This window comes from Bacillus cereus group sp. N11 (assembly GCF_016483605.1).
GTDB classification, from domain to species: Bacteria; Bacillota; Bacilli; order Bacillales; family Bacillaceae_G; genus Bacillus_A; species Bacillus_A toyonensis.
On sequence record NZ_JAEHBN010000010.1, the window covers coordinates 162821 to 186595 of the forward strand.

Sequence of the window (23775 nt, forward strand, 5' to 3'; positions counted from 1 at the left end):
TGCATTACCCTTGCCTGTTATGCTGTCTACAAGGTGGACTGTATAACAGGCAAAAATATATGATTCAAAAAGCTATACAAGTGATATTGTTGTAAAAAATATTTCGAATTGATGGTAGAGATTAAATATATGAACCTGGTTATATATTGGTGGGTTTTAAAATAATTGTTTAAAGAACTCTAGTCTATTCGTTTTAATTACAGCTTCACTTTATACAAAATAAAGGAGAATTATATGCCAGAAGGAAAAATTGTAAAAGCTTTAAGTGGATTTTATTATGTACAACATGAAGAAGGGATTACACAATGTCGTGGGCGTGGTGTATTTAGAAAAAATAAAATTACACCACTTGTAGGAGACCAAGTCGTTTTTCAAGCAGATAACCCAACGGAAGGCTACGTGCTTGAAGTATTTGATCGAAAAAATGAACTTGTTAGGCCTCCTATTGCTAATGTGGATCAAGCAATCCTTGTTTTCTCTGCAGTAGAACCAGATTTTAATCCTGGACTGTTAGATCGATTTTTAGTGCTGATTGAATATCATAACATTAAGCCGATTATTTGTATTAGTAAGATGGATTTAGTGGATGAAAAGATGCGAGAAACCGTTGAAGCTTATGCAAATGATTATCGTGAAATGGGTTATGATGTATTATTTACTTCTATAAATACATCGGAAAGTATTGCTATTTTAAAACCATTTTTAGAAGGTTGTGTTTCTGTCGTTGCTGGCCAATCAGGTGTTGGGAAATCTTCGATGCTTAACGTATTACGTCCGGATTTAGAACTAAAAACAAATGATATTTCCTCACATTTAGGACGCGGAAAACATACGACAAGACACGTGGAATTAATTGCAGTTGGAAGTGGACTTGTTGCGGATACACCTGGTTTTAGTTCACTTGATTTCATAGATATAGAGGTAGAAGATCTTACATATTGTTTTCCTGAGTTGAAAGAAGCGAGCCAATACTGTAAATTTAGAGGGTGTACACATCTTTCTGAACCGAAATGTGCGGTGAAAGCTGCGGTTGAAGAAGGAAAGATTACAGAATATCGTTATAAGAATTACCAACAATTCGTAGAAGAAATTAGAGAGAGAAAGCCGAGGTATTAGTTATGATTAAAATTGCACCATCGATCTTATCAGCAGATTTTTCAAAATTAGGGGAAGAAATTAAAGATGTAGAAAAAGGCGGAGCTGATTACATTCATGTCGATGTAATGGACGGGCATTTTGTACCGAATATTACGATTGGGCCATTAATTGTAGAAGCGATCCGTCCGATTACATCATTACCGTTAGATGTGCATTTAATGATTGAAAATCCTGATAACTATATCCCAACTTTCGCGAAAGCGGGAGCGGATATTATTACTGTTCATGTAGAGGCGTGTCCTCATTTACATCGTACAATTCAGTTAATTAAATCTCATGGCATTAAAGCAGGGGTTGTATTAAATCCACATACGCCAGTTTCGGTGATTGAGCATGTGTTAGAAGATATAGATATGGTATTACTTATGACGGTGAATCCTGGATTTGGTGGACAGAAATTTATCCATTCTGTATTACCGAAAATTAAACAAATTGCAGAAATGGTTAAAGAGCGAAATCTAGAAGTCGAAATTGAAGTTGATGGTGGTGTCAACGCTGAAACGGCAAGACTTTGTGTTGAAGCAGGAGCAAATGTACTTGTAGCTGGATCAGCGGTATACAATCAAAAAGACCGCGGTGAAGCGATCCGTATCATTCGTGGATAATGAATGAACAGATCCCTATCCTAGTGAAGTTTCGGGTTTAGTAAGACTTCACTATTTAGACAGGATAGAGCGAAAAATATGTAAAAAGGCAATCTACCGAATGGCAGATTGCCTTTTTACAATAGAAGGGGAAGGAAAAATGATTATTCATATTTTAGCAGGAGGCCCTGCAGAATATTGCGCAGATTTTTCTCGATATGAAAATGAAGAAGTAGTGTGGGCGGCGGTTGATAGAGGAGTGTACCATTTACTAAAAAGAGGGATTACTCCATCTGTTGCGTTCGGAGATTACGATTCAGTAACTGAAGAAGAATTAGTATGGATGGGACAGCAAACAGATGAATTACATATTGTTCCACGAGAAAAAGATCAAACGGATTTAGAGATTGCAATTAGTTGGGCTTTAGAACAGAAACCCAAATTAATTCGTATTTTTGGTGCAACTGGTGGGCGGTTGGATCATGGTTTAGCAAATATACAGATGCTTTTAAAGGGTTTAGAAGCAAAAGTGGAAATGTGTATTGTGGATAATAAAAATGAAATAATGGTGAAAAAAGTTGGTACATATACAATTGGAATAAATAAAAATTTCCCCTATGTATCATTTGTGCCAGTTACTGAAAGTGTAGAAGGTATTACACTACAAGGATTTAAGTACCCTCTTACTAATAAAACGATAGAGTGGGGATCGACACTTTGTATTAGTAATGAACTCATTGAGGAAAAAGGTACTTTTTCATTCGCATCTGGCATATTAATGATGATAAGAAGCACTGATTGAAGAAACAATTTTGCTCCTTGCATCATATAGTGGGCAAGTGGAGTAAAGGGGATTAGGAGGGAAACCATGAGATTTTATACAATTAAGTTACCTAAATTTCTTGGTGGAATTGTTCGTGCGATGTTAAACACCTTCAAAAAAGACTAAAAAAAGCACCGATAATAGGTGCTTTTTCCATTGGTATAGTAAAAAAAGAGCCTAGCGGCTCTTTTTTTTATTATTAAACACGTTCGATTTTGCCAGATTTTAATGCTCTAGCAGAAACGTAAACACGTTGAACTTTACCGTCGATGCGTACGCGAACTTTTTGAAGGTTAGCGCCCCATTTACGTTTTGTAGCGTTCATTGCGTGAGAACGAGAGTTACCAGAACGAGCTTTTCTTCCAGTGATAGCACAAACACGAGCCATTTATATTTCCCTCCCTTGACACCTTACCATACGTAATTTTTCAATGTTAGTCTTTTTTGCGATGCTAAAAACACTACTATAATTTAACACAACTAAAAAGAGAATGCAACACTGTAGAAAAAAGAAATCAAGAAAAATTACTTGACACTATATGTAAGTGAAGAAAAGTTGAAATCAAGAAAATTTGCTTGACATATTATAGTGGTACATGTTGTATAATAACAATGGACTATTTTGCTCATCATAGAAAAGTGTAGTATAAAACATAAAATATGAGAGTGAAAAGAAAGAACGATGGAATTTTCTTTGAAAAGATTATATGATAGTAACTAAAGTAGTCTAGCTCACTTTCACCATTTATGAAGGGGGAAACGAGATGTCAATTGAAATTAAAACGAAGTACGGTCAAATTGATATTAGTACAGATGTAATTGCAACAATTGCTGGAGGTGCCGCGGTAGATTGCTACGGTATCGTAGGTATGGCATCAAAAAATCAGTTAAAAGATGGATTAACAGACATTTTACGAAAAGAAAACTTCACTAGAGGTGTTATTGTTCGTAAAGATGAAGATGAAGTACATATTGATATGTATATTATTGTGAGCTATGGTACGAAAATTTCAGAAGTAGCACATAACGTGCAGACGAAAGTGAAATATACATTAGATCAAACTGTAGGACTAGCAGTAGATTCTGTAAACATCTACGTACAAGGAGTTAAAGTAATAAACTTGTAATGTGCATTAAGGAGGAAAATCTGTGTCAATTCAAAAAATTGATGGGAAACGTTTATCACAAATGATCATGCAAGGAGCGAATAATTTAACAAATAATGTTCAGCTTGTTGATGCATTAAACGTATTTCCAGTTCCAGATGGCGATACCGGTACAAACATGAACTTATCAATGACTTCAGGCGCACGTGAAGTGAAAGCAAATCCTTCACAGCACGCTGGTAAAGTCGGTGTAAGTTTAGCCAAAGGATTATTAATGGGAGCTCGTGGTAACTCTGGTGTTATTTTATCTCAGTTATTCCGTGGTTTTTCAAAATCCATTGAACAAAAAGAAGAATTAACAACAGTTGATTTTGCTGCAGCTTTAGATGCTGGGGTAGAAGCGGCTTACAAAGCGGTTATGAAACCGATTGAAGGAACGATTTTAACGGTTGCAAGAGAAACGGGTAAATATGCAGTGACAGTTGCGAAAAAACAGCGCGACTTTGTTTTGTTTATGGAAGACGTTGTGAAAGAAGCCAATGCATCGTTAAATCGTACGCCAGATTTATTACCTGTATTAAAGCAAGTTGGCGTTGTAGATAGCGGTGGTAAAGGTCTTGTTGTTGTATATGAAGGATTTTTAGCTGACTTAAAAGGAGAAACAATTTCTTCTGATGTGTCTGCCCAACCATCTATGAATGACATGGTACGCGCAGAACATCACCGTAGTGTACAAAGCCAATTGAGTACAGAAGATATAAAGTATGGATATTGCACGGAATTCATGGTGAAATTAGAGCCTGAAAAAATGAAGGAACATAATTTCTCTGAACAAAAATTCCGTGAAGATATTAGTGTATACGGAGATTCACTACTTGTTGTATCAGATGATGAGGTTGTTAAGGTTCATATTCATGCGGAACATCCTGGAGATCCTATGAATTATGGGCAACGCTATGGTAGTTTAATTAAGATTAAAGTAGAAAATATGCGTGAACAGCATACCGCTTTATTAGATGAACCTACTATGGTTCCTGAGCAAACAACTCAATCGAAAGAAAAACAACCATATGGTATCGTAACTGTAGCTATGGGATCTGGTATTAAAACTTTATTTGAGAGCATTGGTGCAACGAAAGTAATCGAAGGTGGCCAAACGATGAATCCGAGTACGGAGGATATTGTGAAGGCGATTGAAGAGGCGAATGCTGAAAAAATCATCATCTTACCAAATAACGGAAACATCGTGATGGCAGCAGAACAAGCAGCGTCAGTTGTTGATCAAGAAGTTATTGTTATTCGTTCAAAAACAGTTCCTCAAGGTATGGCTGCAATGTTAGCATTTAATCCAGTTGGAACGTTAGAAGAAAATGAAGAAAACATGAAAGAAGCTTTATCTCATGTGAAAACGGGTCAAATTACGTATGCTGTTCGTGATACGGAAATTGACGGTGTAGCAATTCAAAAAGACGATTTCATGTGCATTGCGGATGGAAAAATCGTATCAACAAATGCTGAAAAAGTAGGAGCTGCAAAGCAATTATTAGAAGCATTGATTGATGAAGAGTCTGAAATCGTAACGATTCTACAAGGTGAAGATGCAACTGATGAAGAAGTAGCTGAGTTAGTTGCATTTGTAGAAGAGAAATTTGAAGATGCTGAAGTAGAAGTGCATGCTGGGAATCAACCGGTGTATTCTTTCATCTTCTCTGTAGAATAAAAAAGATTCGTTTTGAAAATAAATGGATCACTTACTTGCTAATGGATCAGAAGTAGTAATGTGAACGTTATTACTAGTTTTTATTCAAAAGGCTAGCATATGGAATAAAGAAAAGAGCCTTGCTGCTAATAGTGAGGCTCTTTTTTACTTGTTGTGTATAAGGGATTTGAGTAGTTTCTCTTAGAATGCCTATGATAGAATATATAAGGTGAAAGATAGCGATTGCAGATGTTAATTGATACTCAAATAGAGTGTAACAAAGAAAATAATGTGACGGAGTGTGAGAATCTTGAATGAAGTTGTACAAGTTCCTGTTACAGATGTAAAGGGAATCGGAGGAGAAACATCTGAATTACTACACGAGATGGGAATTTATACAGTTTCTCATCTATTAGAGCATTTTCCGTACCGTTATGAAGATTATGCGATGAAAGATCTTGCTGAAGTAAAGCATGATGAGCGTGTAACAGTTGAAGGGAAAGTTCATAGTGCTCCGTTACTACAATACTATGGTAAGAAAAAATCACGTCTTACAGTTCGTGTTCTTGTCGGTCGTTATTTAATTACGGCTGTATGTTTTAATAGACCTTACTATAAGCAAAAGTTAAATTTGGATGAAACGGTAACGATTACTGGTAAATGGGATCAACATCGTCAAACAATTGCTGTATCAGAGCTTCATTTTGGACCAGTTGTTCGTCAACAAGAAGTAGAGCCTGTATATTCAGTGAAAGGAAAGCTTACAGTAAAACAGATGCGCCGTTTTATTGCACAAGCGCTAAAGGAGTATGGAGATTATATAGTCGAAGTGCTACCAGATGGTTTGTTAAATCGGTATAAATTATTACCACGTTATGAAGCACTCAGGGCGTTGCATTTTCCGGTAGGGCAAGAAGATTTAAAGCAAGCTCGTCGCCGTTTTGTATATGAGGAGTTTTTCTTATTTCAGCTAAAAATGCAAACACTAAGGAAAATGGAGAGAGAAAATTCAAAAGGTACGAAGAAGGAAATCCCGTCAACAGAATTACAAGAATTTATCGATGCACTTCCGTTTCCGTTAACTGGTGCACAGCGCCGGGTTGTAGATGAAATTTTAAAGGATATGACATCTCCTTATCGGATGAACAGGCTGTTGCAAGGTGACGTTGGTTCTGGGAAAACAGTTGTTGCTGCGATGGGTCTCTATGCCGCAAAATTAGCTCATTATCAAGGTGCTTTAATGGTTCCTACAGAAATTTTAGCCGAACAACATTATCAGTCGCTTGCGGAGACGTTTTCTCATTTCGGTATGACGGTTGAACTGTTAACGAGTTCTGTTAAGGGTGCGAGACGTCGGGAAATTTTGGCGAGATTAGAGCAGGGAGAAGTAGATATCCTTGTTGGGACGCACGCTTTAATTCAAGATGAAGTTATATTTCATAGGTTAGGTCTCGTTATTACCGATGAACAGCATCGATTTGGTGTAGCGCAGCGCCGGGTTTTACGTGAGAAAGGTGAAAGTCCAGATGTATTGTTTATGACGGCAACCCCAATTCCGCGAACGTTAGCTATTACGGCATTTGGAGAGATGGACGTTTCTATTATCGATGAAATGCCAGCTGGTAGAAAGGTAATCGAAACGTATTGGGCAAAACATGATATGTTAGACCGTGTTCTCGGCTTTGTAGAGAAAGAGATAAAAAAAGGAAGACAGGCATATGTTATTTGTCCTCTTATTGAAGAGTCTGAGAAACTTGATGTACAAAATGCTATCGATTTACATAGTATGCTGACTCATCATTATCAAGGTAAGTGCCAAGTTGGATTAATGCATGGGAGACTATCATCTCAAGAAAAAGAAGAGATAATGGGACAGTTTAGTGAAAATAAAGTGCAAATTCTTGTTTCGACAACAGTTGTTGAAGTAGGTGTGAATGTACCAAATGCGACTGTTATGGTTATTTATGACGCGGAGCGTTTCGGTTTATCGCAGCTTCATCAGCTCAGGGGGCGTGTTGGGCGTGGTAGTGAACAATCATATTGCTTATTAATTGCAGACCCGAAATCAGAAACAGGAAAAGAAAGAATGCGTATTATGACTGAAACAAATGATGGATTTGTATTGTCAGAAAAAGATTTAGAGTTACGAGGTCCTGGGGATTTCTTTGGAAGTAAGCAAAGTGGTCTACCAGAATTTAAGGTTGCTGATATGGTACATGATTATCGGGCGTTAGAAACAGCGAGACAAGATGCGGCGATACTAGTTGATTCAGAAGCGTTTTGGCATAATGATCAGTATGCTTCGTTGCGTACTTATCTTGACGGAACAGGTGTGTTCCAGGGAGAGAAGCTCGATTAAAAGTAGTCTGCAAAAGTTTTTGTTGCATTCTACTTTTAATGATTATATACTACTGTTAGTACCTAGTCATAAAAATGGATGGTGCGGTATGAAAAAGAGAAGAAGTAAAAAAGAAAGACAAGAATTATTACAACAAACAATAGAAACGAATCCTTTTATAACGGATGAAGATTTAGCAGAAAAATTTCAAGTGAGCATACAGACTGTTCGTCTGGATCGTATGGAGTTATCTATTCCTGAATTGAGAGAACGAATTAAGCATGTGGCTACAAAACAACATGAAGAAGATGTGAAATCTTTACCGTTAGAAGAGGTTGTCGGAGAAATTATCGATATAGAATTAGATAGACATGCGATATCTATCTTTGAAGTAAAGGTAGAACATGTATTTAAAAGAAATCAAATTGCTCGTGGGCATCATTTGTTTGCGCAAGCAAACTCACTAGCTGTTGCAGTTATTGATGAAGAATTAGCTTTAACTGCAAAGTCTACCATTCGATACATTCGTCCTGTAAAATTAGGAGAACGTGTAGTTGCAAAAGCGCGCGTTGAAGATGTAGAGAATGATAAAGGACGGACGGTTGTCAAAGTGCGTAGCTTTGTTGGAGAAGAACTTGTTTTTACAGGCACTTTTGAAATGTATCGATCTAGTAATAATAGTGAGGAAGGTAACAACTTATGAAAATCGCAATAGATGCAATGGGCGGAGATCACGCTCCAAAGGCTGTAGTATTAGGAGCAATGAAAGCTATTAAGGAATATTCAGATTTACATATTACGTTAGTAGGGAAAGAAGCAGAAATCCGTCAATACTTAACGAGTGAAGAGCGAATTACTATCCTTCATACAGACGAAAAAATTGAATCGACAGATGAGCCAGTAAGGGCGGTTCGTCGAAAAAAACAAGCTTCAATGGTACTAGCAGCGCAGCAAGTGAAAGATGGTATTGCAGATGCTTGTATATCAGCAGGTAGTACAGGGGCTTTAATGGCAGCAGGATTATTTGTTGTCGGTCGTATGGAAGGAATTGAACGACCAGCTTTATCACCGACAATGCCAACTGTTGATGGAGAAGGTTTTGTTATGTTAGATGTTGGAGCAAACGTTGATGCAAAACCAGTTCATTTATATCAATATGCAGTGATGGGTTCTGTTTACGCAGAGAAGGTAAGAGGAATAAAAAACCCTCGTGTTGGACTTTTAAATGTTGGAACAGAGGATGGAAAAGGAAACGAGCTTTCAAAACAGGTCTTTGCTATGCTCAAAGATGCACCAATTAATTTTGTTGGAAACGTTGAATCAAGAGATTTATTGCAAGGTGTAGCAGATGTTGTTGTGTGTGATGGTTTTACAGGGAACGTAGCTCTAAAATCACTAGAAGGAACCGCGCTTGCGCTATTCTCTATGTTAAAAGAGCAATTAATGAGTTCGTTTACGAGCAAATTAGCAGCAGCGGTATTAAAACCAAAACTTATGGTATTAAAAGATAAAATGGATTATTCGGAGTATGGAGGAGCGGCATTGTTTGGATTGAAAGCTCCTGTCATTAAGGCTCACGGTTCTTCAAATGACCAATCGATATTTAGTGCGATTCGTCAAACGAGAGAAATGGTAGCGAAAGAAGTAATTCCTACAATTTCAAGTGTAATGGAGAAGGAGCCGCTTCAATAAGAGGAGGATTTGAAATGGGAAAAATAGCATTTCTTTTTCCGGGCCAAGGTTCACAGGCAGTTGGAATGGGTAGACAGTTAGCGGAGAATAATAACGAGGTTGCGAAAGTGTTTGCGAAAGCAGATGAGGTGTTACACGATTCACTTTCAGAGGTGATTTTTGAAGGGCCGCAGGAAAAGCTTACATTAACGACAAATGCACAACCTGCATTATTAACAACGAGTTTTGCTATTTTGACAGCTTTGAAAGAGTATGACATTACACCTGATTTTGTAGCAGGACATAGTTTAGGTGAATATAGCGCTCTTGTGGCAGCTGGTGCTATAACTTTTGAAGATGCTGTATATGCTGTAAGAAAACGTGGCGAATATATGGAAGAAGCCGTTCCTGGTGGGGAAGGGGCAATGGCAGCTATTTTAGGTGCTGATCCAGATATGCTGAAACGAGTTACAGAAGAAGTAACAAGTGAAGGGTATGCAGTACAGATTGCAAACATGAATAGTACGAAGCAAATTGTAATTTCTGGAACAAATCAAGGGGTAGAACTTGCTTCTCAAAGAGCGAAAGAAAATGGTGCTAAAAGAGCAATTCCGCTTAAAGTAAGTGGACCATTTCATTCCTCTCTTATGAAGCCAGCTGCTGAGAAGTTTCAAAGTGTGTTAGATGAAATTACAATTCAGGATACGAATATTCCTGTTATAGCAAATGTTACAGCAGATGTTATTACACGTGGTGCAGATATTCAAGAGAAGCTAATTGAACAACTGTATTCACCTGTATTATGGTACCCATCTATTGAAACTATGGTGAAACAAGGTGTGGATATATTTATTGAAATTGGACCTGGAAAAGTACTTGCTGGGCTTATGAAGTCGATTGATTCATCAGTGAAAGCATATGCCATATATGATGAAGCGACATTAAAAGATACCATTTCAAATTTGAGAGGAGAAAACTGATGTTAAAAGGGAAAGTAGCATTAGTAACTGGTGCTTCACGTGGAATTGGTCGCGCGATTGCAATCGATTTAGCGAAACAAGGGGCAAATGTAGTAGTAAATTATGCTGGTAATGAACAAAAGGCGAATGAAGTAGTAGATGAAATCAAGAAATTAGGTTCAGATGCAATTGCGGTAAGAGCAGATGTTGCAAATGCTGATGATGTTACAAATATGGTGAAACAAACAGTAGATACATTTGGACAAGTCGATATTCTTGTAAATAACGCTGGCGTAACAAAAGATAATTTATTAATGCGTATGAAAGAAGAAGAATGGGATACAGTTATTAATACAAACTTAAAAGGTGTATTCTTATGTACAAAAGCAGTATCTCGTTATATGATGCGCCAACGTCATGGTAGAATAATAAATATTGCTTCTGTTGTTGGTGTTGTAGGAAATCCAGGGCAGGCTAATTATGTTGCTGCTAAAGCTGGTGTAATTGGATTAACAAAAACATCAGCAAAAGAATTAGCAAGTCGAAATATAACTGTTAATGCAATTGCTCCTGGATTTATTGCAACTGATATGACGGACGTATTAGATGAAAATATAAAAGGTGAAATGTTAAAAGTTATTCCGGCTGCACAGTTTGGTGAAGCGCAAGATATCGCGAATGCTGTAACGTTTTTTGCTTCGGATCAAAGCAAATATGTTACAGGACAAACGTTAAATGTTGATGGCGGAATGGTAATGTAATAAAAGAATCGATTTCATCTAGTTTTTTTGGACAATATTTAATATAATATTTGAGGGGAGGTGAATGGAATGGCAGATGTTTTAGAGCGTGTAACAAAAATCATCGTTGATCGTTTAGGTGTAGAAGAAACTGAAGTAGTACCAGCTGCAAGCTTTAAAGAAGATTTAGGCGCAGACTCCCTAGATGTAGTAGAACTTGTAATGCAATTAGAAGATGAATTCGAAATGGAAATTTCTGATGAAGATGCTGAAAAGATTGCTACTGTTGGCGATGCTGTGACTTACATAGAGAGTCATCTATAATGCTTAAGTGAAGTCCCGTTATTTAGCGGGGCTTTCTCGGCTTATATCTGGAGGGACCTATGCCGTACCGAAAATATAAAGAAAAAAAATACGAAACAAAATATCGTGAAGCGTTTAAAGTGTTTCAAGAAAAGATAGGTATTACGTTTACAGATGAAAAATTATTGACTCAAGCATTTACGCATTCATCGTATGTGAATGAGCATCGAAAAAAACCGCATGAAGACAATGAGCGTCTCGAATTTCTTGGAGATGCAGTATTGGAACTTACTGTATCGCAGTATCTGTTTCAAAAATATCCGACAATGAGCGAAGGAGAGTTAACAAAACTACGTGCAGCTATTGTATGTGAGCCATCTCTTGTTCGTTTTGCAAATGAGCTGTCATTTGGAAGCCTTGTTTTATTAGGGAAAGGTGAAGAAATGACAGGTGGACGTGAACGACCAGCTTTATTAGCGGATGTCTTTGAAGCGTTTATTGGTGCCCTTTATCTTGATCAAGGGCTAGAAACAGTTTGGGGATTCTTAAAAGAAATTGTGTATCCGAAAATTAATGAAGGTGCTTTTTCTCATGTGATGGATTATAAGAGTCAATTGCAAGAATTGATCCAGCGTGATGGTAGTGGCAACATTGAGTATCAAATTTTGCAAGAAAAAGGACCAGCCCATAATCGAGAATTTGTGTCACGTGTTACATTAAATAATGTAGCGTTAGGTCTTGGTAGTGGTAAGTCGAAAAAAGAAGCAGAGCAACAAGCTGCTGCAGAAGCATTGAAAAAATTAAAAGAACAACTATAAGGAATCCCCCTTTGAATAGGGGGATTCCTTATGCATAGAATGAAACTTTTCTTTTGTAGATAAATGAAAGGAAAGTAAATCCGTATTATAGCTTGGTTTCGTACAGACAACGTATATAACAACGGAGAATAGGAGGAAGACCTTTCGTGTTTTTAAAAAGATTAGAAATAGCAGGATTTAAATCTTTTGCTGAGCGTGTATCTGTCGATTTTGTTCCAGGTGTTACGTCTGTAGTAGGGCCTAATGGGAGCGGGAAAAGTAATATTACTGATGCAATTCGCTGGGTACTTGGTGAACAATCTGCAAAATCATTACGTGGTGCAAAGATGGAGGATGTTATTTTTGCTGGTAGTGAAACGAGGAGAGCGGTTAATGTAGCTGAAGTAACATTAACTTTAAATAATGAAGATCAACGTTTACCGATTGAATATAACGAGGTGAGTGTAACGCGCCGTGTATCTCGTTCAGGTGATAGTGACTTTTATATAAATAAACAATCTTGTAGATTGAAAGACATTATCGATTTATTTATGGACTCTGGCATGGGAAGAGAAGCCTTTTCAATTATTAGTCAGGGGAAAGTGGAAGAGATTTTAAGTAGTAAATCAGAAGAACGTCGCGGTGTATTTGAAGAAGCGGCAGGTGTGCTGAAATACAAACTTCGCAAAAAGAAAGCTGAAGGGAAATTAGCGGATACACAAGAAAACTTAAATCGTGTACAAGATATTATTCATGAATTGAGTATTCAAGTAGAACCGTTAGAGAGACAAGCTTCTATTGCGAAAGATTATCTCGAGAAAAAAGAAGAGTTAGAGAAAGTAGAAGCTGCGCTTATTGTACATGAAATTGAAGAATTGCATGAGAAATGGGAAGCGCTTCGAAGTCAGTTTGGGCATAATAAAAACGAAGAAGCTAAAATGTCAACGCATTTACAAAAAAGTGAAGAAGAGCTTGAGGAGTTACGTGGACAATTACAAGCGGTAGATGAGTCTGTAGATTCCTTGCAAGAAGTTCTTCTTCTTTCTAGCAAAGAGCTAGAAAAATTAGAAGGACAACGTGAGCTGTTAAAAGAGAGGAAGCAAAATGCTACGACGCATTGTGCACAACTTGAACAGTTAATTGTTGAATTGACAGAAAAAGCTAAAAGTTATGATGGTGAAATTGAATCAAGTACAGAAGTGTTAATGCAATTTGTAGATCAAGTAAAAGAATTGGAGAGAAATTTGCTTGATAATGAACAACTGCTTGCAACTTTTGCGGATAATTTAGAGGAACAGATTGAGAATTTAAAAGGGGATTATATTGAACTTTTAAATCAACAAGCTAGTCAGCGTAATGAATTATCTATGATTGAAGAACAGTCTAAACAGCAAAACTCTAAAAATGAACGTCTTGATGAAGAGAATGCGAAGTATGTAGAAATGCGTATGGAAATCACAGCGAAAAAGACGAAACTTGTTGAAAGTTATGAACAAGTGAAAGAAAAAATAGCTGGTATCATTTCGAACATACAGAAAACAGAAGCGGCGCTTGGGAAATGTAAGGCGCAGTATAGTGAAAATGAAACAAAACTGTATCAAGCATATCAATTTGTACAACAGGCGCGCTCACGAAAAGAGATGCTAGAAGAGATGCAAGAGGACTATTCTGGTTTCTACCAAGGTGTACGTGAAGTATTGAAAGCTAGAGAAAATAGGTTGCAAGGTATCGAGGGTGCTGTTGCGGAACTGTTAACGGTACCGAAAGAATATGAAGTTGCAATGGAAATTGCTCTAGGTGCAGCAATGCAGCATATCGTTGTACAAACAGAGGAACATGCTCGTAATGCAATTGCATTTTTAAAGCAGAATAAACATGGACGTGCAACGTTTTTACCGCAAGCTGTTATTAAAAGTAGATCGTTATCATTTGAAAAGTTACGTGTTGTGAATCAACATCCATCGTTTGTAGGAGTAGCGGCAGAACTTGTGCAGTACAATAATAAATACGAGAATGTCGTTTCGAGCCTATTAGGTACAGTTGTTGTTGCGAAAGATTTACGCGGTGCAAATGAATTAGCGAAACAATTACAATATCGCTATCGTATTGTAACACTTGAAGGTGACGTAGTGAATCCTGGGGGTTCAATGACTGGTGGAGCTGTAAAACAGGCGAAATCTTCTTTATTAGGACGTCAGCGTGAACTTGAAGAATGGACTAAAAAGCTCACTGATATGGAAGAAAAAACAACGAAGCTAGAAAACTTTGTTAAAGCAGTAAAGCAAGAGATTCAAGAAAAAGAAGTACAAATACGCGAACTACGCCAAGGTGTAGAAACTGAGCGTGCAGATGAACAAAAATTAAGAGAAGAAATTAATCAATTAGAATTAGAAGAACATCGAATTAATGATCGCTTATCTATATACGACTTAGAGATAGAAGGATTTTTACAAGATCAAGTGAAAATGCAAGGACGTAAAGGAGAGTTAGAAAAGATTTTAGCAACTCTTCAAGCAGAGATTTCGGAATTAGATAGCAAAATCGTCGCGTTAACGAAACAAAAAAGTGAGCAACATTCTTCAAAAGAAAAAGTTCAGAAGGAAATGACTGAGCTGAAAGTACAAGCGGCTGAACAACAACAACGTTTGTCTAATCAAAAAGAAAAAGTTGAACGATTAACGAAGGAAAAAGAAGAAACTGATACAACACTTGTAAAAACAAAAGAAGATTTAGCATTCTTAAAGCAAGAAATGACATCTAATTCAAGTGGTGAAGAACAAATTACGAATATGATTGAGAAAAAAGCATATGATCGTAATCAAACTTCAGAATTAATTCGCTCTCGCCGTGAACAACGTATATCATTACAAGAGAGAGTGGAGCATTTAGAACGCAATGTGAAGGAAACGTTAGGCAAACATAAATATATTCTTGAGTTGTTGAAAGATCAAGAAGTGAAAATTAACCGACTTGATGTTGAGTTGGAAAATAGATTGCAACATTTACGTGAAACATATACGATTTCATTTGAAGCAGCAAAACTGAAGTATACAATGACGATGCCTGCAGAAGATGCGCGTAAAAAGGTGAAATTAATAAAACTATCCATAGAAGAGTTAGGTACAGTAAACTTGGGTGCAATTGATGAATACGAGCGAGTAGCGGAACGTCATACGTTCTTACTAGAGCAACGAGATGATTTAGAAGAAGCGAAAGCGACATTGCACCAACTTATTACTGAGATGGATGAAGAAATGAAGAAACGTTTTTCTACTACTTTTGAAGGGATTCGAACGGAGTTTCAATCTGTATTTACTGAATTATTCGGAGGCGGTAGAGCGGATTTAGTAATGACGGATCCTGGAGACATATTAAATACTGGTATTGATATTGTTGCACAACCACCAGGAAAGAAATTGCAGAACTTAGGTTTACTGTCAGGTGGAGAACGTGCTTTAACGGCAATAGCGCTTTTATTTGGTATTTTAAAAGTACGCCCAGTACCATTCTGTGTACTAGACGAAGTAGAAGCGGCTCTAGACGAAGCGAATGTTGCTCGTTTTGCGCAATATTTAAAGAAATTTAGTGATGAGACGCAGTTTATTGTAATTACACACAGGAAAGGTACAATGGAAGAGTCTGATGTATTGTATGGTGTAACGATGCAAGAATCAGGTGTATCTAAGCTTGTTTCTGTTCGTTTAGATGACGGGGAAGAACTTGTGGCGAGTAAATAGGAAGGATGGGAAGCATGAGCTTTTTTAAAAAACTTAAAGAAAAAATTTCAAAACAAACGGATACAGTAACAGAGAAATTTAAACACGGATTGGAAAAAACGAGAAATTCATTTGCGGATAAAGTAAATGATTTAGTCTATCGTTACCGTAAAGTAGATGAAGATTTCTTTGAAGAGTTAGAAGAGATTTTAATCGGCGCAGACGTAGGGGTTTCGACTGTAATGGAATTAATTGATCAGTTGAAAGAAGAAGTGCAGCGCCGAAATATTCAGGACCCAAAAGAAGTACAAGCTGTTATTTCGGAAAAGTTAGTTGGCATTTATAAAGGTGACAGCGACTTTAGTAATGAAATCAATATGCAAGAAGATCAATTAACAGTTGTTTTATTTGTAGGTGTTAACGGTGTAGGGAAAACGACGACAATTGGTAAACTGGCACATAGATTTAAATCAGAAGGTAAGTCAGTCCTATTGGCAGCAGGAGATACGTTCCGTGCTGGCGCGATTGAACAATTAGAAGTATGGGGCGATCGCGTTGGTGTAGAAGTCATTAAACAAGGGTCTGGTTCTGACCCTGCAGCGGTAATGTATGATGCTGTACAAGCTGCAAAAGCGCGTAAAGTAGATGTATTACTATGTGATACAGCAGGACGTTTGCAAAATAAGGTGAACTTAATGAAAGAGTTAGAGAAAGTGAAGCGTGTAATTGAGCGTGAAGTACCAGGAGCTCCTCATGAAGTGTTACTAGTTATTGATGCAACAACAGGTCAAAACGGTTTAAGTCAAGCGAAAACATTCCGTGAAGCAACGAATGTTACTGGTATTGTTTTAACGAAGTTAGATGGAACTGCTAAAGGTGGTATCGTATTAGCAATTCGTAACGAAATGGATGTACCGGTGAAATTTGTTGGCTTAGGAGAGCAAATGGATGATCTGCAGCAGTTTGATCCAGAACAATATGTGTATGGTCTATTTGCAAATTTAGTAGAAACAGAAGAAGTATAAATGAAAGAAGCGGTATTACCGCTTCTTTTTCTATAAAAAATAAGTGATGTTAAGAAAAAAACTTGACACTCTTTTATACTCCATGTAAACTAATTGATGTAAAGGGAAATCACTTAACAAAGGATGATCCAACATGCTCGAGAAAACAACGAGAATGAACTATTTATTTGATTTTTATCAATCGTTGTTAACGCAAAAACAAAGAAGTTATATGTCGCTTTATTATCTAGATGATTTATCTCTTGGTGAAATTGCGGAAGAATTTGATGTAAGTCGCCAAGCCGTGTATGATAACATTAAACGGACTGAAGCGATGCTTGAAGAATATGAAGATAAATTAGTATTACTTCAAAAGTTTCAAGAGCGACAGCGACTTGTTGCAAAGCTAAAACAGCTAATCAGCGAAGAAGAGCATGTGAATGAAGAAATGAAACAAGTTGTTGAAGCTATCGAAAAATTAGATTAGGAGGGCGGCAATATGGCATTTGAAGGATTAGCCGACCGACTTCAACAGACAATGCAAAAAATCCGCGGCAAAGGAAAAGTTTCTGAAGCCGATGTGAAAGAAATGATGAGAGAAGTTCGTCTAGCTCTTTTAGAAGCGGATGTTAACTTTAAAGTAGTAAAAGATTTTGTAAAGCGTGTGTCTGAGCGTGCTGTCGGACAAGATGTAATGAAAAGTTTGACACCTGGACAACAAGTAATTAAAGTTGTACAGGAAGAACTTACAGAACTTATGGGCGGAGAGCAAAGCAAAATTGCTGTTGCTAATAAGCCACCGACTGTTATAATGATGGTTGGTCTGCAAGGTGCGGGTAAAACGACGACAACAGGTAAGCTTGCGAATTTGCTTCGTAAAAAGCATAATCGTAAACCGATGCTTGTTGCAGCGGATATTTACCGTCCAGCAGCGATTAAACAGCTTGAAACATTAGGGAAGCAATTGGACATGCCTGTTTTCTCTTTAGGAGATCAAGTAAGTCCTGTTGAAATTGCGAAACAAGCGATTGCAAAGGCAAAAGAAGATCATCACGATTATGTTTTAATCGATACAGCAGGTCGCCTGCATATTGATGAAGAACTAATGGATGAATTAGCGAAAGTGAAAGAAGTTGCGAATCCGGATGAAATTTTCCTTGTTGTCGATGCGATGACAGGACAAGACGCGGTAAATGTTGCACAAAGTTTCCATGATCAGTTAGGGTTAACGGGTGTTGTATTAACGAAACTAGATGGTGATACGCGCGGTGGTGCGGCATTATCTATTAAGGCTGTAACAAATACACCAATTAAATTTGCTGGTATGGGTGAAAAACTAGATGCGATTGAAGCGTTCCATCCAGAACGTATGGCATCCCGCATTTTAGGGATGGGCGACGTCTTAACATTAATTGAAAAAGCGCAAGCTACAGTTGATGAAGAGAAAGCAAAAGAACTTGAGCAAAAAATGCGTACGCTTTCGTTTACACTTGACGATTTCCTAGAACAACTTGGACAAGTGCGTCAACTTGGACCACTTGACGAATTGTTAGGGATGCTTCCTGGTGCAAATAAAATTAAAGGGCTGAAAAATGCGCAAGTTGATGAAAAGCAAATTGGGCATATTGAGGCAATTATTCGTTCTATGACTAAATTAGAACGTGAACAACCGGAAATAATTAACGCTAGTCGAAAAAAACGCATTGCCAAAGGTAGCGGTACAACCGTACAAGAAATCAATCGTCTAATCAAGCAATTCGATGATATGAAGAAAATGATGAAAACGATGACTGGAATGCAAAAAGGTAAGAAAAAAGGACTAGGTGGAATGAAGTTTCCATTCATGTAAGAAAAAAAGATGGCTCTGTTAAGAAAAAATACTTTACAAAGCAATAGTCTTTTTGCTAATATAATTATCTGTGTGAAATAAATTCGGAGGTGCTTTATAAAATGGCAGTTAAAATTCGTTTAAAACGTATGGGAGCTAAAAAAACTCCTTTCTATCGTGTAGTTGTTGCAGATTCTCGTTCTCCTCGTGACGGACGTTTCATTGAGGAAATCGGTACTTATAATCCGGTTGCTCAACCAGCTGAAGTTAAGATCAACGAAGAAGCAGCATTAAAATGGTTAGGAAACGGTGCTAAACCATCTGATACAGTTCGTAACTTATTCTCTAACCAAGGTATCATGGAGAAATTCCACTTATCTAAACAAGGTAAGTAATTGAGGCAATGACTATGAAGAAGTTAGTCGAGACGATTGTCAAGCCTCTTGTCGATCATCCTGAAGATGTAAAAGTTACACAGGAACTTTACAACGGAGAGATAAAGTATCGATTAACTGTACATCCTGAGGATGTTGGAAAAGTCATTGGTAAGCAAGGGAGAGTTGCGAAAGCGATTCGAATGCTCTTGTATTCAGTGGGACATCATAATGATGAAAAAGTAACACTGGAAATTCAATAAACGTAAAAAGGGCGAGGAGTTACATCCTCTCCCTTTTTTAACATTTAAAGAGAAGTTGCATGTTCCATATGTGAAATGGAGATGCTTAATTTATATAGAAACCAGGGGTGACATACTATTTATGACAAAATGGTTTAATGTAGGGAAAATTGTAAATACTCATGGCGTAAGAGGAGAAATTCGTGTTATTTCTCGTACTGATTTTCCGGAAGAGCGATATAAAGTAGGAAACACTCTATACATATCGAATGAGAAAAGTACAGACTTCCTTCCGGTGAAGGTAACTTCTCATCGTCAACATAAGACATTTGATTTATTAACATTTGAAGGATACAACAATGTAGATGAAGCAGAAAAGTTTAAAGGTTCTTTAATAAAAGTACCAGAAGAGCAGTTAGGCGAACTTGCTGAAGGTGAATACTACTATCATGAAATTATTGGTTGCAGTGTTGTTACGGAAGAAGGAGAAGCGTTAGGAACGATTAAAGAGATTCTATCTCCTGGTGCAAATGATGTTTGGGTAATTAAACGTCCAAAGGGCCAAGATCTTTTAATTCCTTACATTGATGATGTTGTACTTCAAGTTAATATTGAAAATAAATTAGTAACCATTCATGTAATGGAAGGGCTACTATAATGAAAATTGATATTTTAACGTTGTTTCCAGACATGTTTACCGGTGTATTTGGGTCTTCCATCTTAAAGAAGGCGCAAGAAAAAGAAGCGGTAAGCCTTCGTGTTGTTAACTTTCGTGATTATACAACGAGTAAGCATAATAGTGTAGACGATTATCCTTACGGCGGAGGTGCTGGTATGGTGCTTACTCCTCAGCCTATTTTTGATGCGGTGGAAGATTTAACGAAAGAAACAGAGCGTAAGCCGAGAGTTGTCTTAATGTGTCCGCAAGGGGAAAGATTTACTCAGAAGAAAGCGGAAGAGCTTGCAGAGGAAGAACATTTAATCTTTGTATGTGGGCATTATGAAGGGTATGATGAACGGATTCGTGAGCATCTCGTAACTGATGAGATTTCTATTGGTGACTACGTATTAACAGGTGGAGAATTAGCCTCTATGGTTATTACTGATAGTGTAGTACGTCTCCTGCCAGGAGTACTAGGAAATCATGCTTCACAAGTGGAAGATTCGTTTAGTACAGGGTTATTGGAACATCCACATTATACACGTCCTGCTGATTTTCGTGGTATGAAGGTACCAGATGTTTTAATGTCAGGAAATCATAAAAATATTGATGAATGGCGCCATAAAGAATCTTTGCGTCGTACGTACACACGTAGACCGGATTTATTGGAAGAAAGAGAATTATCTAAGCAAGAAAAGAAATGGTTGGAACAGATTAAAGAAGAACAATAAGGGCTTCATATATTTTCTATTGCAACAGTCCTAGCAATATGCTATTATAACATTTGTGCTACTGAAATCAGTAGCCGTATTAACGATGTTCCGCTGTAATTTAATAAGACTTTATAAGAGCATCTGTTTAAAGGAGAGAATTTAATATGCAACAATTAATCGCAGAAATTACAAAAGGCCAATTAAAAACTGACCTTCCTTCATTCCGTCCTGGAGACACTTTACGTGTACACGTAAAAGTAGTTGAGGGAACTCGTGAAAGAATTCAGCTTTTCGAAGGTGTTGTAATCAAACGTCGTGGTGGCGGAATCAGTGAAACATTCACAGTTCGTAAGATTTCTTACGGTGTAGGTGTTGAGCGTACATTCCCAGTTCACACGCCAAGAATCGCGAACATCGAAGTACTTCGCCGTGGTAAAGTACGTCGTGCTAAGTTATACTACTTACGTAACCTTCGCGGTAAAAAAGCACGTATTAAAGAAATTCGATAAGACATGTATGGGAGCTTGTAAATGCGCAAGCTCCCTTTTTCCAATCTATATAAAATTTTGGTATAATACGAGCAGCTTACATAACCGTGGAGGGGAAATACATGAAAAAAGAGACGAGTTCACTTTGGGAATGGATCAAAGCAATTTTGATTGCTGTTGTACTAGCTGGTGTTATTAGACAGTTTTTCTTTGCACCAATTCTCGTAGATGGGGTATCAATGGCGCCAACTTTACATGATCGAGATCGAATGATTGTAAATAAAATTGGTTATCACATAGGAGACCCAAAACGCTTCGATATTATCGTATTCCGTGCAACGGAAGATAAAGATTATATAAAGCGTATTATTGGCCTGCCAGGCGATGAAATAGAGTATCGGAATGACAAACTATATGTTAACGGAAAGGTTTATGAGGAGCCGTATTTAGATAAGCAGAAAAAACAGCTTGCTGATGGACCGCTTACATATGATTTTACTCTTGAAGAAATGACGGGAAAGAAAACTGTTCCAAAAGATCAATTATTTGTTTTAGGGGATAATCGTCGTTTTAGTAAAGATAGCCGTTCGATTGGTACGATTTCAATGGATCAAGTACTTGGTAAAGCCAATATGCTATATTGGCCGTTAAAAGATGCACGTATTGTGAAATAAATGAAAAAGAAGGTGGCAACATGGTAATTCAATGGTTTCCAGGGCATATGGCTAAGGCTAGACGCCAAGTAACAGAAAAATTAAAATTAATTGATGTTGTAATTGAACTTGTAGATGCTCGATTACCATTATCATCTAGAAACCCGATGATTGATGAGATTATTACACATAAGCCAAGGCTTGTTGTTTTAAATAAAGCGGATATGGCAGATGATCGTCTAACGAAAGAATGGATTGCATATTTTAAAGAAAAAGGGCATATGGCAATTTCAATTAATGCGCAAGCTGGACAAGGTATGAAGGAAATTACTGCGGCTTGTAAAGTGCTTGTTAAAGAGAAGTTTGATAAGATGGTTGCGAAAGGGATTAGACCGAGAGCAATTCGTGCTTTAATTGTCGGTATACCGAATGTTGGTAAATCTACGTTAATTAATAAATTGGCGAAGAAAAACATTGCTAAAACAGGAGATCGTCCAGGTGTGACAACAGCTCAACAATGGATTAAAGTTGGGAAAGAAATGGAACTGTTAGATACACCAGGTATTCTGTGGCCTAAATTTGAAGATCAATTAGTGGGTCTTCGTTTAGCGACAACGGGTGCAATTAAAGATTCAATTTTAAATTTACAAGATGTAGCTGTTTATGCATTACGTTTTATGGAGAAACACTATCCAGAACGTTTAAAAGAGCGATATAATTTAGATGAAATTCCAGAAGATATTGTAGAGTTATTTGATGCAATTGGAAAATACAGAGGCTGTTTAATGGGCGGCGGAATGATTGATTATGATAAAACATCTGAACTGGTACTTCGTGAACTTCGCGGTGGAAAACTTGGTAAAATGACGTTTGAAACACCAGAAGAGTTTGTGGAGCAAGTAGAAGAGGTAGAGAAAATAGAAGAAGTATAAGACGTGCGTTTGTGCGTCTTTTCTTTTTGTATACGTTTATAAAGGAGTGTACTTATATGCAAAAAATGACAATACAAGAAGCGGAGAATTTACTGCAAGAAATTATGAGTGAAGAAGATGATCGCTTTCAAATGTTAATGAAAGATGAACGAAAGGGCATTCAAAAACTTATTTTGAAGTGGTACAAACAAAAAGAGTTAGCACAAAAGGAAAAAGAAAAATTTCTAGAAATGTCTAAGTATGAAAATGCGTTACGTGAAAAAGGAATCACATATATTGCTGGCATTGATGAAGTAGGGCGTGGACCATTAGCTGGGCCCGTTGTGACGGCAGCTGTCGTTCTTCCAGATAATTTTTATATTCCAGGGTTAGATGACTCAAAAAAGCTGAGTGAAGCGAAGCGAGAGCGTTTTTATGATGAAATAAAAGCACAAGCAATTGCGATTGGAGTTGGAATTGTATCACCGCAAGTCATAGATGAGATAAATATTTATCAAGCGACGAAACAAGCGATGTTAGATGCTGTTGCGAATTTATCTTGTACACCACAATATTTATTAATTGATGCGATGAAGCTTCCTACATCAATTCCACAAACATCCATTATTAAAGGTGATGCGAAAAGTGTTTCTATTTCAGCTGCATCTATTATTGCGAAGGTGACGAGAGATCGTATGATGAAAGAGCTTGGGGAAAAGTATCCTGCATATGGATTTGGACAACATATGGGGTATGGAACGAAACAGCATTTAGAAGCGATTGAAGCGCATGGAGTATTAGAGGAACACCGGAAATCATTTGCGCCAATTAAAGATATGATTCAAAAATAAGCTGTGAATATACAGCTTATTTTTTTATTTTGGTATATGAACATTATTATTTTCGAAAAAGAATAAAGCGATTTCAGTTTTCTGACACTTTATTGTAGACAGCGTGCCAATCATCTTATACAATGGCAATGTAATGTTTTTTAAACATTAAAAAAC

Annotated in this window: 26 protein-coding genes; 25 read left to right on the forward strand and 1 reads right to left on the reverse strand. The window is 37.3% G+C overall.

What is annotated here, in order from left to right; all coding sequences use genetic code 11:
• Positions 1-234 precede the first annotated feature (234 nt).
• From rsgA to spoVM, 4 genes are all read left to right on the forward strand, one after another.
• Entirely contained in the window at positions 235-1116 is an 882-nt protein-coding gene (gene rsgA / locus JDS98_RS17945; protein ID WP_001113944.1) for a ribosome small subunit-dependent GTPase A, read from the forward strand.
• A 2-nt stretch (positions 1117-1118) separates the two neighbouring features.
• Positions 1119-1763 (forward strand): ribulose-phosphate 3-epimerase, encoded by a 645-nt coding sequence (rpe, locus tag JDS98_RS17950; RefSeq protein WP_199634169.1) that lies wholly within the window; start codon positions 1119-1121, stop codon positions 1761-1763.
• 100 nt (positions 1764-1863) lie between these two features.
• On the forward strand, positions 1864-2544 hold the full coding sequence (locus JDS98_RS17955) for a thiamine diphosphokinase (RefSeq protein ID WP_002039429.1): 681 nt from the start codon (positions 1864-1866) through the stop codon (positions 2542-2544).
• A gap of 66 nt (positions 2545-2610) precedes the next feature.
• Positions 2611-2691: a stage V sporulation protein SpoVM gene (spoVM, locus tag JDS98_RS17960; RefSeq protein WP_001213599.1), complete on the forward strand. Its 81-nt coding sequence runs from the start codon at positions 2611-2613 to the stop codon at positions 2689-2691.
• 73 nt (positions 2692-2764) lie between these two features.
• On the opposite strand, the gene rpmB is transcribed toward spoVM, so the two are convergent.
• On the reverse strand, positions 2765-2953 hold the full coding sequence (rpmB, locus tag JDS98_RS17965; RefSeq protein ID WP_000124776.1) for a 50S ribosomal protein L28: 189 nt from the start codon (positions 2951-2953) through the stop codon (positions 2765-2767).
• Between the two features lie 376 nt (positions 2954-3329).
• On the opposite strand from rpmB, the gene JDS98_RS17970 reads away from it, so the two are divergent.
• The 21 genes from JDS98_RS17970 (at position 3330) to JDS98_RS18070 (ending at position 23619) form a co-directional block, all read left to right on the forward strand.
• On the forward strand, positions 3330-3692 hold the full coding sequence (locus JDS98_RS17970; RefSeq protein WP_000021109.1) for an Asp23/Gls24 family envelope stress response protein: 363 nt from the start codon (positions 3330-3332) through the stop codon (positions 3690-3692).
• A 22-nt stretch (positions 3693-3714) separates the two neighbouring features.
• The gene (locus tag JDS98_RS17975; protein WP_000027119.1) at positions 3715-5391 is read left to right on the forward strand and encodes a DAK2 domain-containing protein; all 1677 of its coding nucleotides are present in this window, start codon (positions 3715-3717) and stop codon (positions 5389-5391) included.
• Positions 5392-5680: 289 nt separating this feature from the next.
• The gene (gene recG, locus JDS98_RS17980) at positions 5681-7729 is read left to right on the forward strand and encodes an ATP-dependent DNA helicase RecG (RefSeq protein ID WP_199634170.1); all 2049 of its coding nucleotides are present in this window, start codon (positions 5681-5683) and stop codon (positions 7727-7729) included.
• An 88-nt stretch (positions 7730-7817) separates the two neighbouring features.
• Positions 7818-8411, forward strand: coding sequence for a transcription factor FapR (fapR, locus tag JDS98_RS17985; protein WP_000747351.1), 594 nt, complete (start codon positions 7818-7820; stop codon positions 8409-8411).
• Entirely contained in the window at positions 8408-9400 is a 993-nt protein-coding gene (gene plsX, locus JDS98_RS17990; protein WP_000684090.1) for a phosphate acyltransferase PlsX, read from the forward strand. Before fapR ends, plsX begins: the two co-directional genes overlap by 4 nt.
• A gap of 14 nt (positions 9401-9414) precedes the next feature.
• Entirely contained in the window at positions 9415-10359 is a 945-nt protein-coding gene (gene fabD, locus JDS98_RS17995; protein ID WP_061529569.1) for an ACP S-malonyltransferase, read from the forward strand.
• Entirely contained in the window at positions 10359-11099 is a 741-nt protein-coding gene (gene fabG / locus JDS98_RS18000; RefSeq protein WP_199634171.1) for a 3-oxoacyl-[acyl-carrier-protein] reductase, read from the forward strand. Before fabD ends, fabG begins: the two co-directional genes overlap by 1 nt.
• Positions 11100-11168: 69 nt before the next feature.
• Complete coding sequence (gene acpP / locus JDS98_RS18005; RefSeq protein WP_000786062.1) at positions 11169-11402, forward strand: acyl carrier protein; 234 nt, start codon at positions 11169-11171, stop codon at positions 11400-11402.
• Positions 11403-11461: 59 nt separating this feature from the next.
• Positions 11462-12199 (forward strand): ribonuclease III, encoded by a 738-nt coding sequence (rncS, locus tag JDS98_RS18010; protein WP_097956958.1) that lies wholly within the window; start codon positions 11462-11464, stop codon positions 12197-12199.
• Between the two features lie 146 nt (positions 12200-12345).
• Positions 12346-15915, forward strand: coding sequence for a chromosome segregation protein SMC (gene smc / locus JDS98_RS18015; protein ID WP_097956960.1), 3570 nt, complete (start codon positions 12346-12348; stop codon positions 15913-15915).
• Positions 15916-15929: 14 nt separating this feature from the next.
• Positions 15930-16919, forward strand: a complete 990-nt coding sequence (ftsY, locus tag JDS98_RS18020) for a signal recognition particle-docking protein FtsY (RefSeq protein ID WP_000007643.1) — start codon at positions 15930-15932, stop codon at positions 16917-16919.
• A 133-nt stretch (positions 16920-17052) separates the two neighbouring features.
• A complete protein-coding gene (locus JDS98_RS18025; protein WP_000891061.1) occupies positions 17053-17385 on the forward strand; it encodes a putative DNA-binding protein in 333 nt (110 codons plus the stop codon).
• Between the two features lie 12 nt (positions 17386-17397).
• On the forward strand, positions 17398-18747 hold the full coding sequence (ffh, locus tag JDS98_RS18030; protein ID WP_000863463.1) for a signal recognition particle protein: 1350 nt from the start codon (positions 17398-17400) through the stop codon (positions 18745-18747).
• Positions 18748-18848: 101 nt separating this feature from the next.
• Positions 18849-19121, forward strand: a complete 273-nt coding sequence (gene rpsP, locus JDS98_RS18035) for a 30S ribosomal protein S16 (protein ID WP_000268750.1) — start codon at positions 18849-18851, stop codon at positions 19119-19121.
• 14 nt (positions 19122-19135) lie between these two features.
• Positions 19136-19363, forward strand: a complete 228-nt coding sequence (locus JDS98_RS18040; protein WP_000737399.1) for a KH domain-containing protein — start codon at positions 19136-19138, stop codon at positions 19361-19363.
• Between the two features lie 121 nt (positions 19364-19484).
• Positions 19485-20000 (forward strand): ribosome maturation factor RimM, encoded by a 516-nt coding sequence (gene rimM, locus JDS98_RS18045; protein WP_000170280.1) that lies wholly within the window; start codon positions 19485-19487, stop codon positions 19998-20000.
• Positions 20000-20734 (forward strand): tRNA (guanosine(37)-N1)-methyltransferase TrmD, encoded by a 735-nt coding sequence (gene trmD, locus JDS98_RS18050; RefSeq protein ID WP_000686907.1) that lies wholly within the window; start codon positions 20000-20002, stop codon positions 20732-20734. Before rimM ends, trmD begins: the two co-directional genes overlap by 1 nt.
• A gap of 146 nt (positions 20735-20880) precedes the next feature.
• Positions 20881-21225: a 50S ribosomal protein L19 gene (gene rplS, locus JDS98_RS18055; protein ID WP_001186517.1), complete on the forward strand. Its 345-nt coding sequence runs from the start codon at positions 20881-20883 to the stop codon at positions 21223-21225.
• A 101-nt stretch (positions 21226-21326) separates the two neighbouring features.
• The gene (gene lepB, locus JDS98_RS18060; RefSeq protein WP_000712442.1) at positions 21327-21878 is read left to right on the forward strand and encodes a signal peptidase I; all 552 of its coding nucleotides are present in this window, start codon (positions 21327-21329) and stop codon (positions 21876-21878) included.
• A gap of 20 nt (positions 21879-21898) precedes the next feature.
• On the forward strand, positions 21899-22789 hold the full coding sequence (gene ylqF / locus JDS98_RS18065) for a ribosome biogenesis GTPase YlqF (protein ID WP_000236689.1): 891 nt from the start codon (positions 21899-21901) through the stop codon (positions 22787-22789).
• Positions 22790-22845: 56 nt separating this feature from the next.
• Positions 22846-23619, forward strand: a complete 774-nt coding sequence (locus JDS98_RS18070) for a ribonuclease HII (RefSeq protein WP_001171133.1) — start codon at positions 22846-22848, stop codon at positions 23617-23619.
• The last annotated feature ends 156 nt before the right edge of the window (positions 23620-23775 follow it).

What these genes read in the sequence shown, in the direction of transcription:
- rsgA (WP_001113944.1), top strand. Translation starts at nt 235, where the DNA reads ATGCCAGAAGGAAAAATTGTAAAAGCTTTAAGTGGATTTTATTATGTA.
- rpe (WP_199634169.1), top strand. Translation starts at nt 1,119, where the DNA reads ATGATTAAAATTGCACCATCGATCTTATCAGCAGATTTTTCAAAATTA.
- JDS98_RS17955 (WP_002039429.1), top strand. Translation starts at nt 1,864, where the DNA reads ATGGCAGATTGCCTTTTTACAATAGAAGGGGAAGGAAAAATGATTATT.
- spoVM (WP_001213599.1), top strand. Translation starts at nt 2,611, where the DNA reads ATGAGATTTTATACAATTAAGTTACCTAAATTTCTTGGTGGAATTGTT.
- rpmB (WP_000124776.1), bottom strand. Translation starts at nt 2,953, where the DNA reads ATGGCTCGTGTTTGTGCTATCACTGGAAGAAAAGCTCGTTCTGGTAAC.
- JDS98_RS17970 (WP_000021109.1), top strand. Translation starts at nt 3,330, where the DNA reads ATGTCAATTGAAATTAAAACGAAGTACGGTCAAATTGATATTAGTACA.
- fapR (WP_000747351.1), top strand. Translation starts at nt 7,818, where the DNA reads ATGAAAAAGAGAAGAAGTAAAAAAGAAAGACAAGAATTATTACAACAA.
- plsX (WP_000684090.1), top strand. Translation starts at nt 8,408, where the DNA reads ATGAAAATCGCAATAGATGCAATGGGCGGAGATCACGCTCCAAAGGCT.
- fabD (WP_061529569.1), top strand. Translation starts at nt 9,415, where the DNA reads ATGGGAAAAATAGCATTTCTTTTTCCGGGCCAAGGTTCACAGGCAGTT.
- fabG (WP_199634171.1), top strand. Translation starts at nt 10,359, where the DNA reads ATGTTAAAAGGGAAAGTAGCATTAGTAACTGGTGCTTCACGTGGAATT.
- acpP (WP_000786062.1), top strand. Translation starts at nt 11,169, where the DNA reads ATGGCAGATGTTTTAGAGCGTGTAACAAAAATCATCGTTGATCGTTTA.
- rncS (WP_097956958.1), top strand. Translation starts at nt 11,462, where the DNA reads ATGCCGTACCGAAAATATAAAGAAAAAAAATACGAAACAAAATATCGT.
- ftsY (WP_000007643.1), top strand. Translation starts at nt 15,930, where the DNA reads ATGAGCTTTTTTAAAAAACTTAAAGAAAAAATTTCAAAACAAACGGAT.
- JDS98_RS18025 (WP_000891061.1), top strand. Translation starts at nt 17,053, where the DNA reads ATGCTCGAGAAAACAACGAGAATGAACTATTTATTTGATTTTTATCAA.
- ffh (WP_000863463.1), top strand. Translation starts at nt 17,398, where the DNA reads ATGGCATTTGAAGGATTAGCCGACCGACTTCAACAGACAATGCAAAAA.
- rpsP (WP_000268750.1), top strand. Translation starts at nt 18,849, where the DNA reads ATGGCAGTTAAAATTCGTTTAAAACGTATGGGAGCTAAAAAAACTCCT.
- JDS98_RS18040 (WP_000737399.1), top strand. Translation starts at nt 19,136, where the DNA reads ATGAAGAAGTTAGTCGAGACGATTGTCAAGCCTCTTGTCGATCATCCT.
- rimM (WP_000170280.1), top strand. Translation starts at nt 19,485, where the DNA reads ATGACAAAATGGTTTAATGTAGGGAAAATTGTAAATACTCATGGCGTA.
- trmD (WP_000686907.1), top strand. Translation starts at nt 20,000, where the DNA reads ATGAAAATTGATATTTTAACGTTGTTTCCAGACATGTTTACCGGTGTA.
- rplS (WP_001186517.1), top strand. Translation starts at nt 20,881, where the DNA reads ATGCAACAATTAATCGCAGAAATTACAAAAGGCCAATTAAAAACTGAC.
- lepB (WP_000712442.1), top strand. Translation starts at nt 21,327, where the DNA reads ATGAAAAAAGAGACGAGTTCACTTTGGGAATGGATCAAAGCAATTTTG.
- ylqF (WP_000236689.1), top strand. Translation starts at nt 21,899, where the DNA reads ATGGTAATTCAATGGTTTCCAGGGCATATGGCTAAGGCTAGACGCCAA.
- JDS98_RS18070 (WP_001171133.1), top strand. Translation starts at nt 22,846, where the DNA reads ATGCAAAAAATGACAATACAAGAAGCGGAGAATTTACTGCAAGAAATT.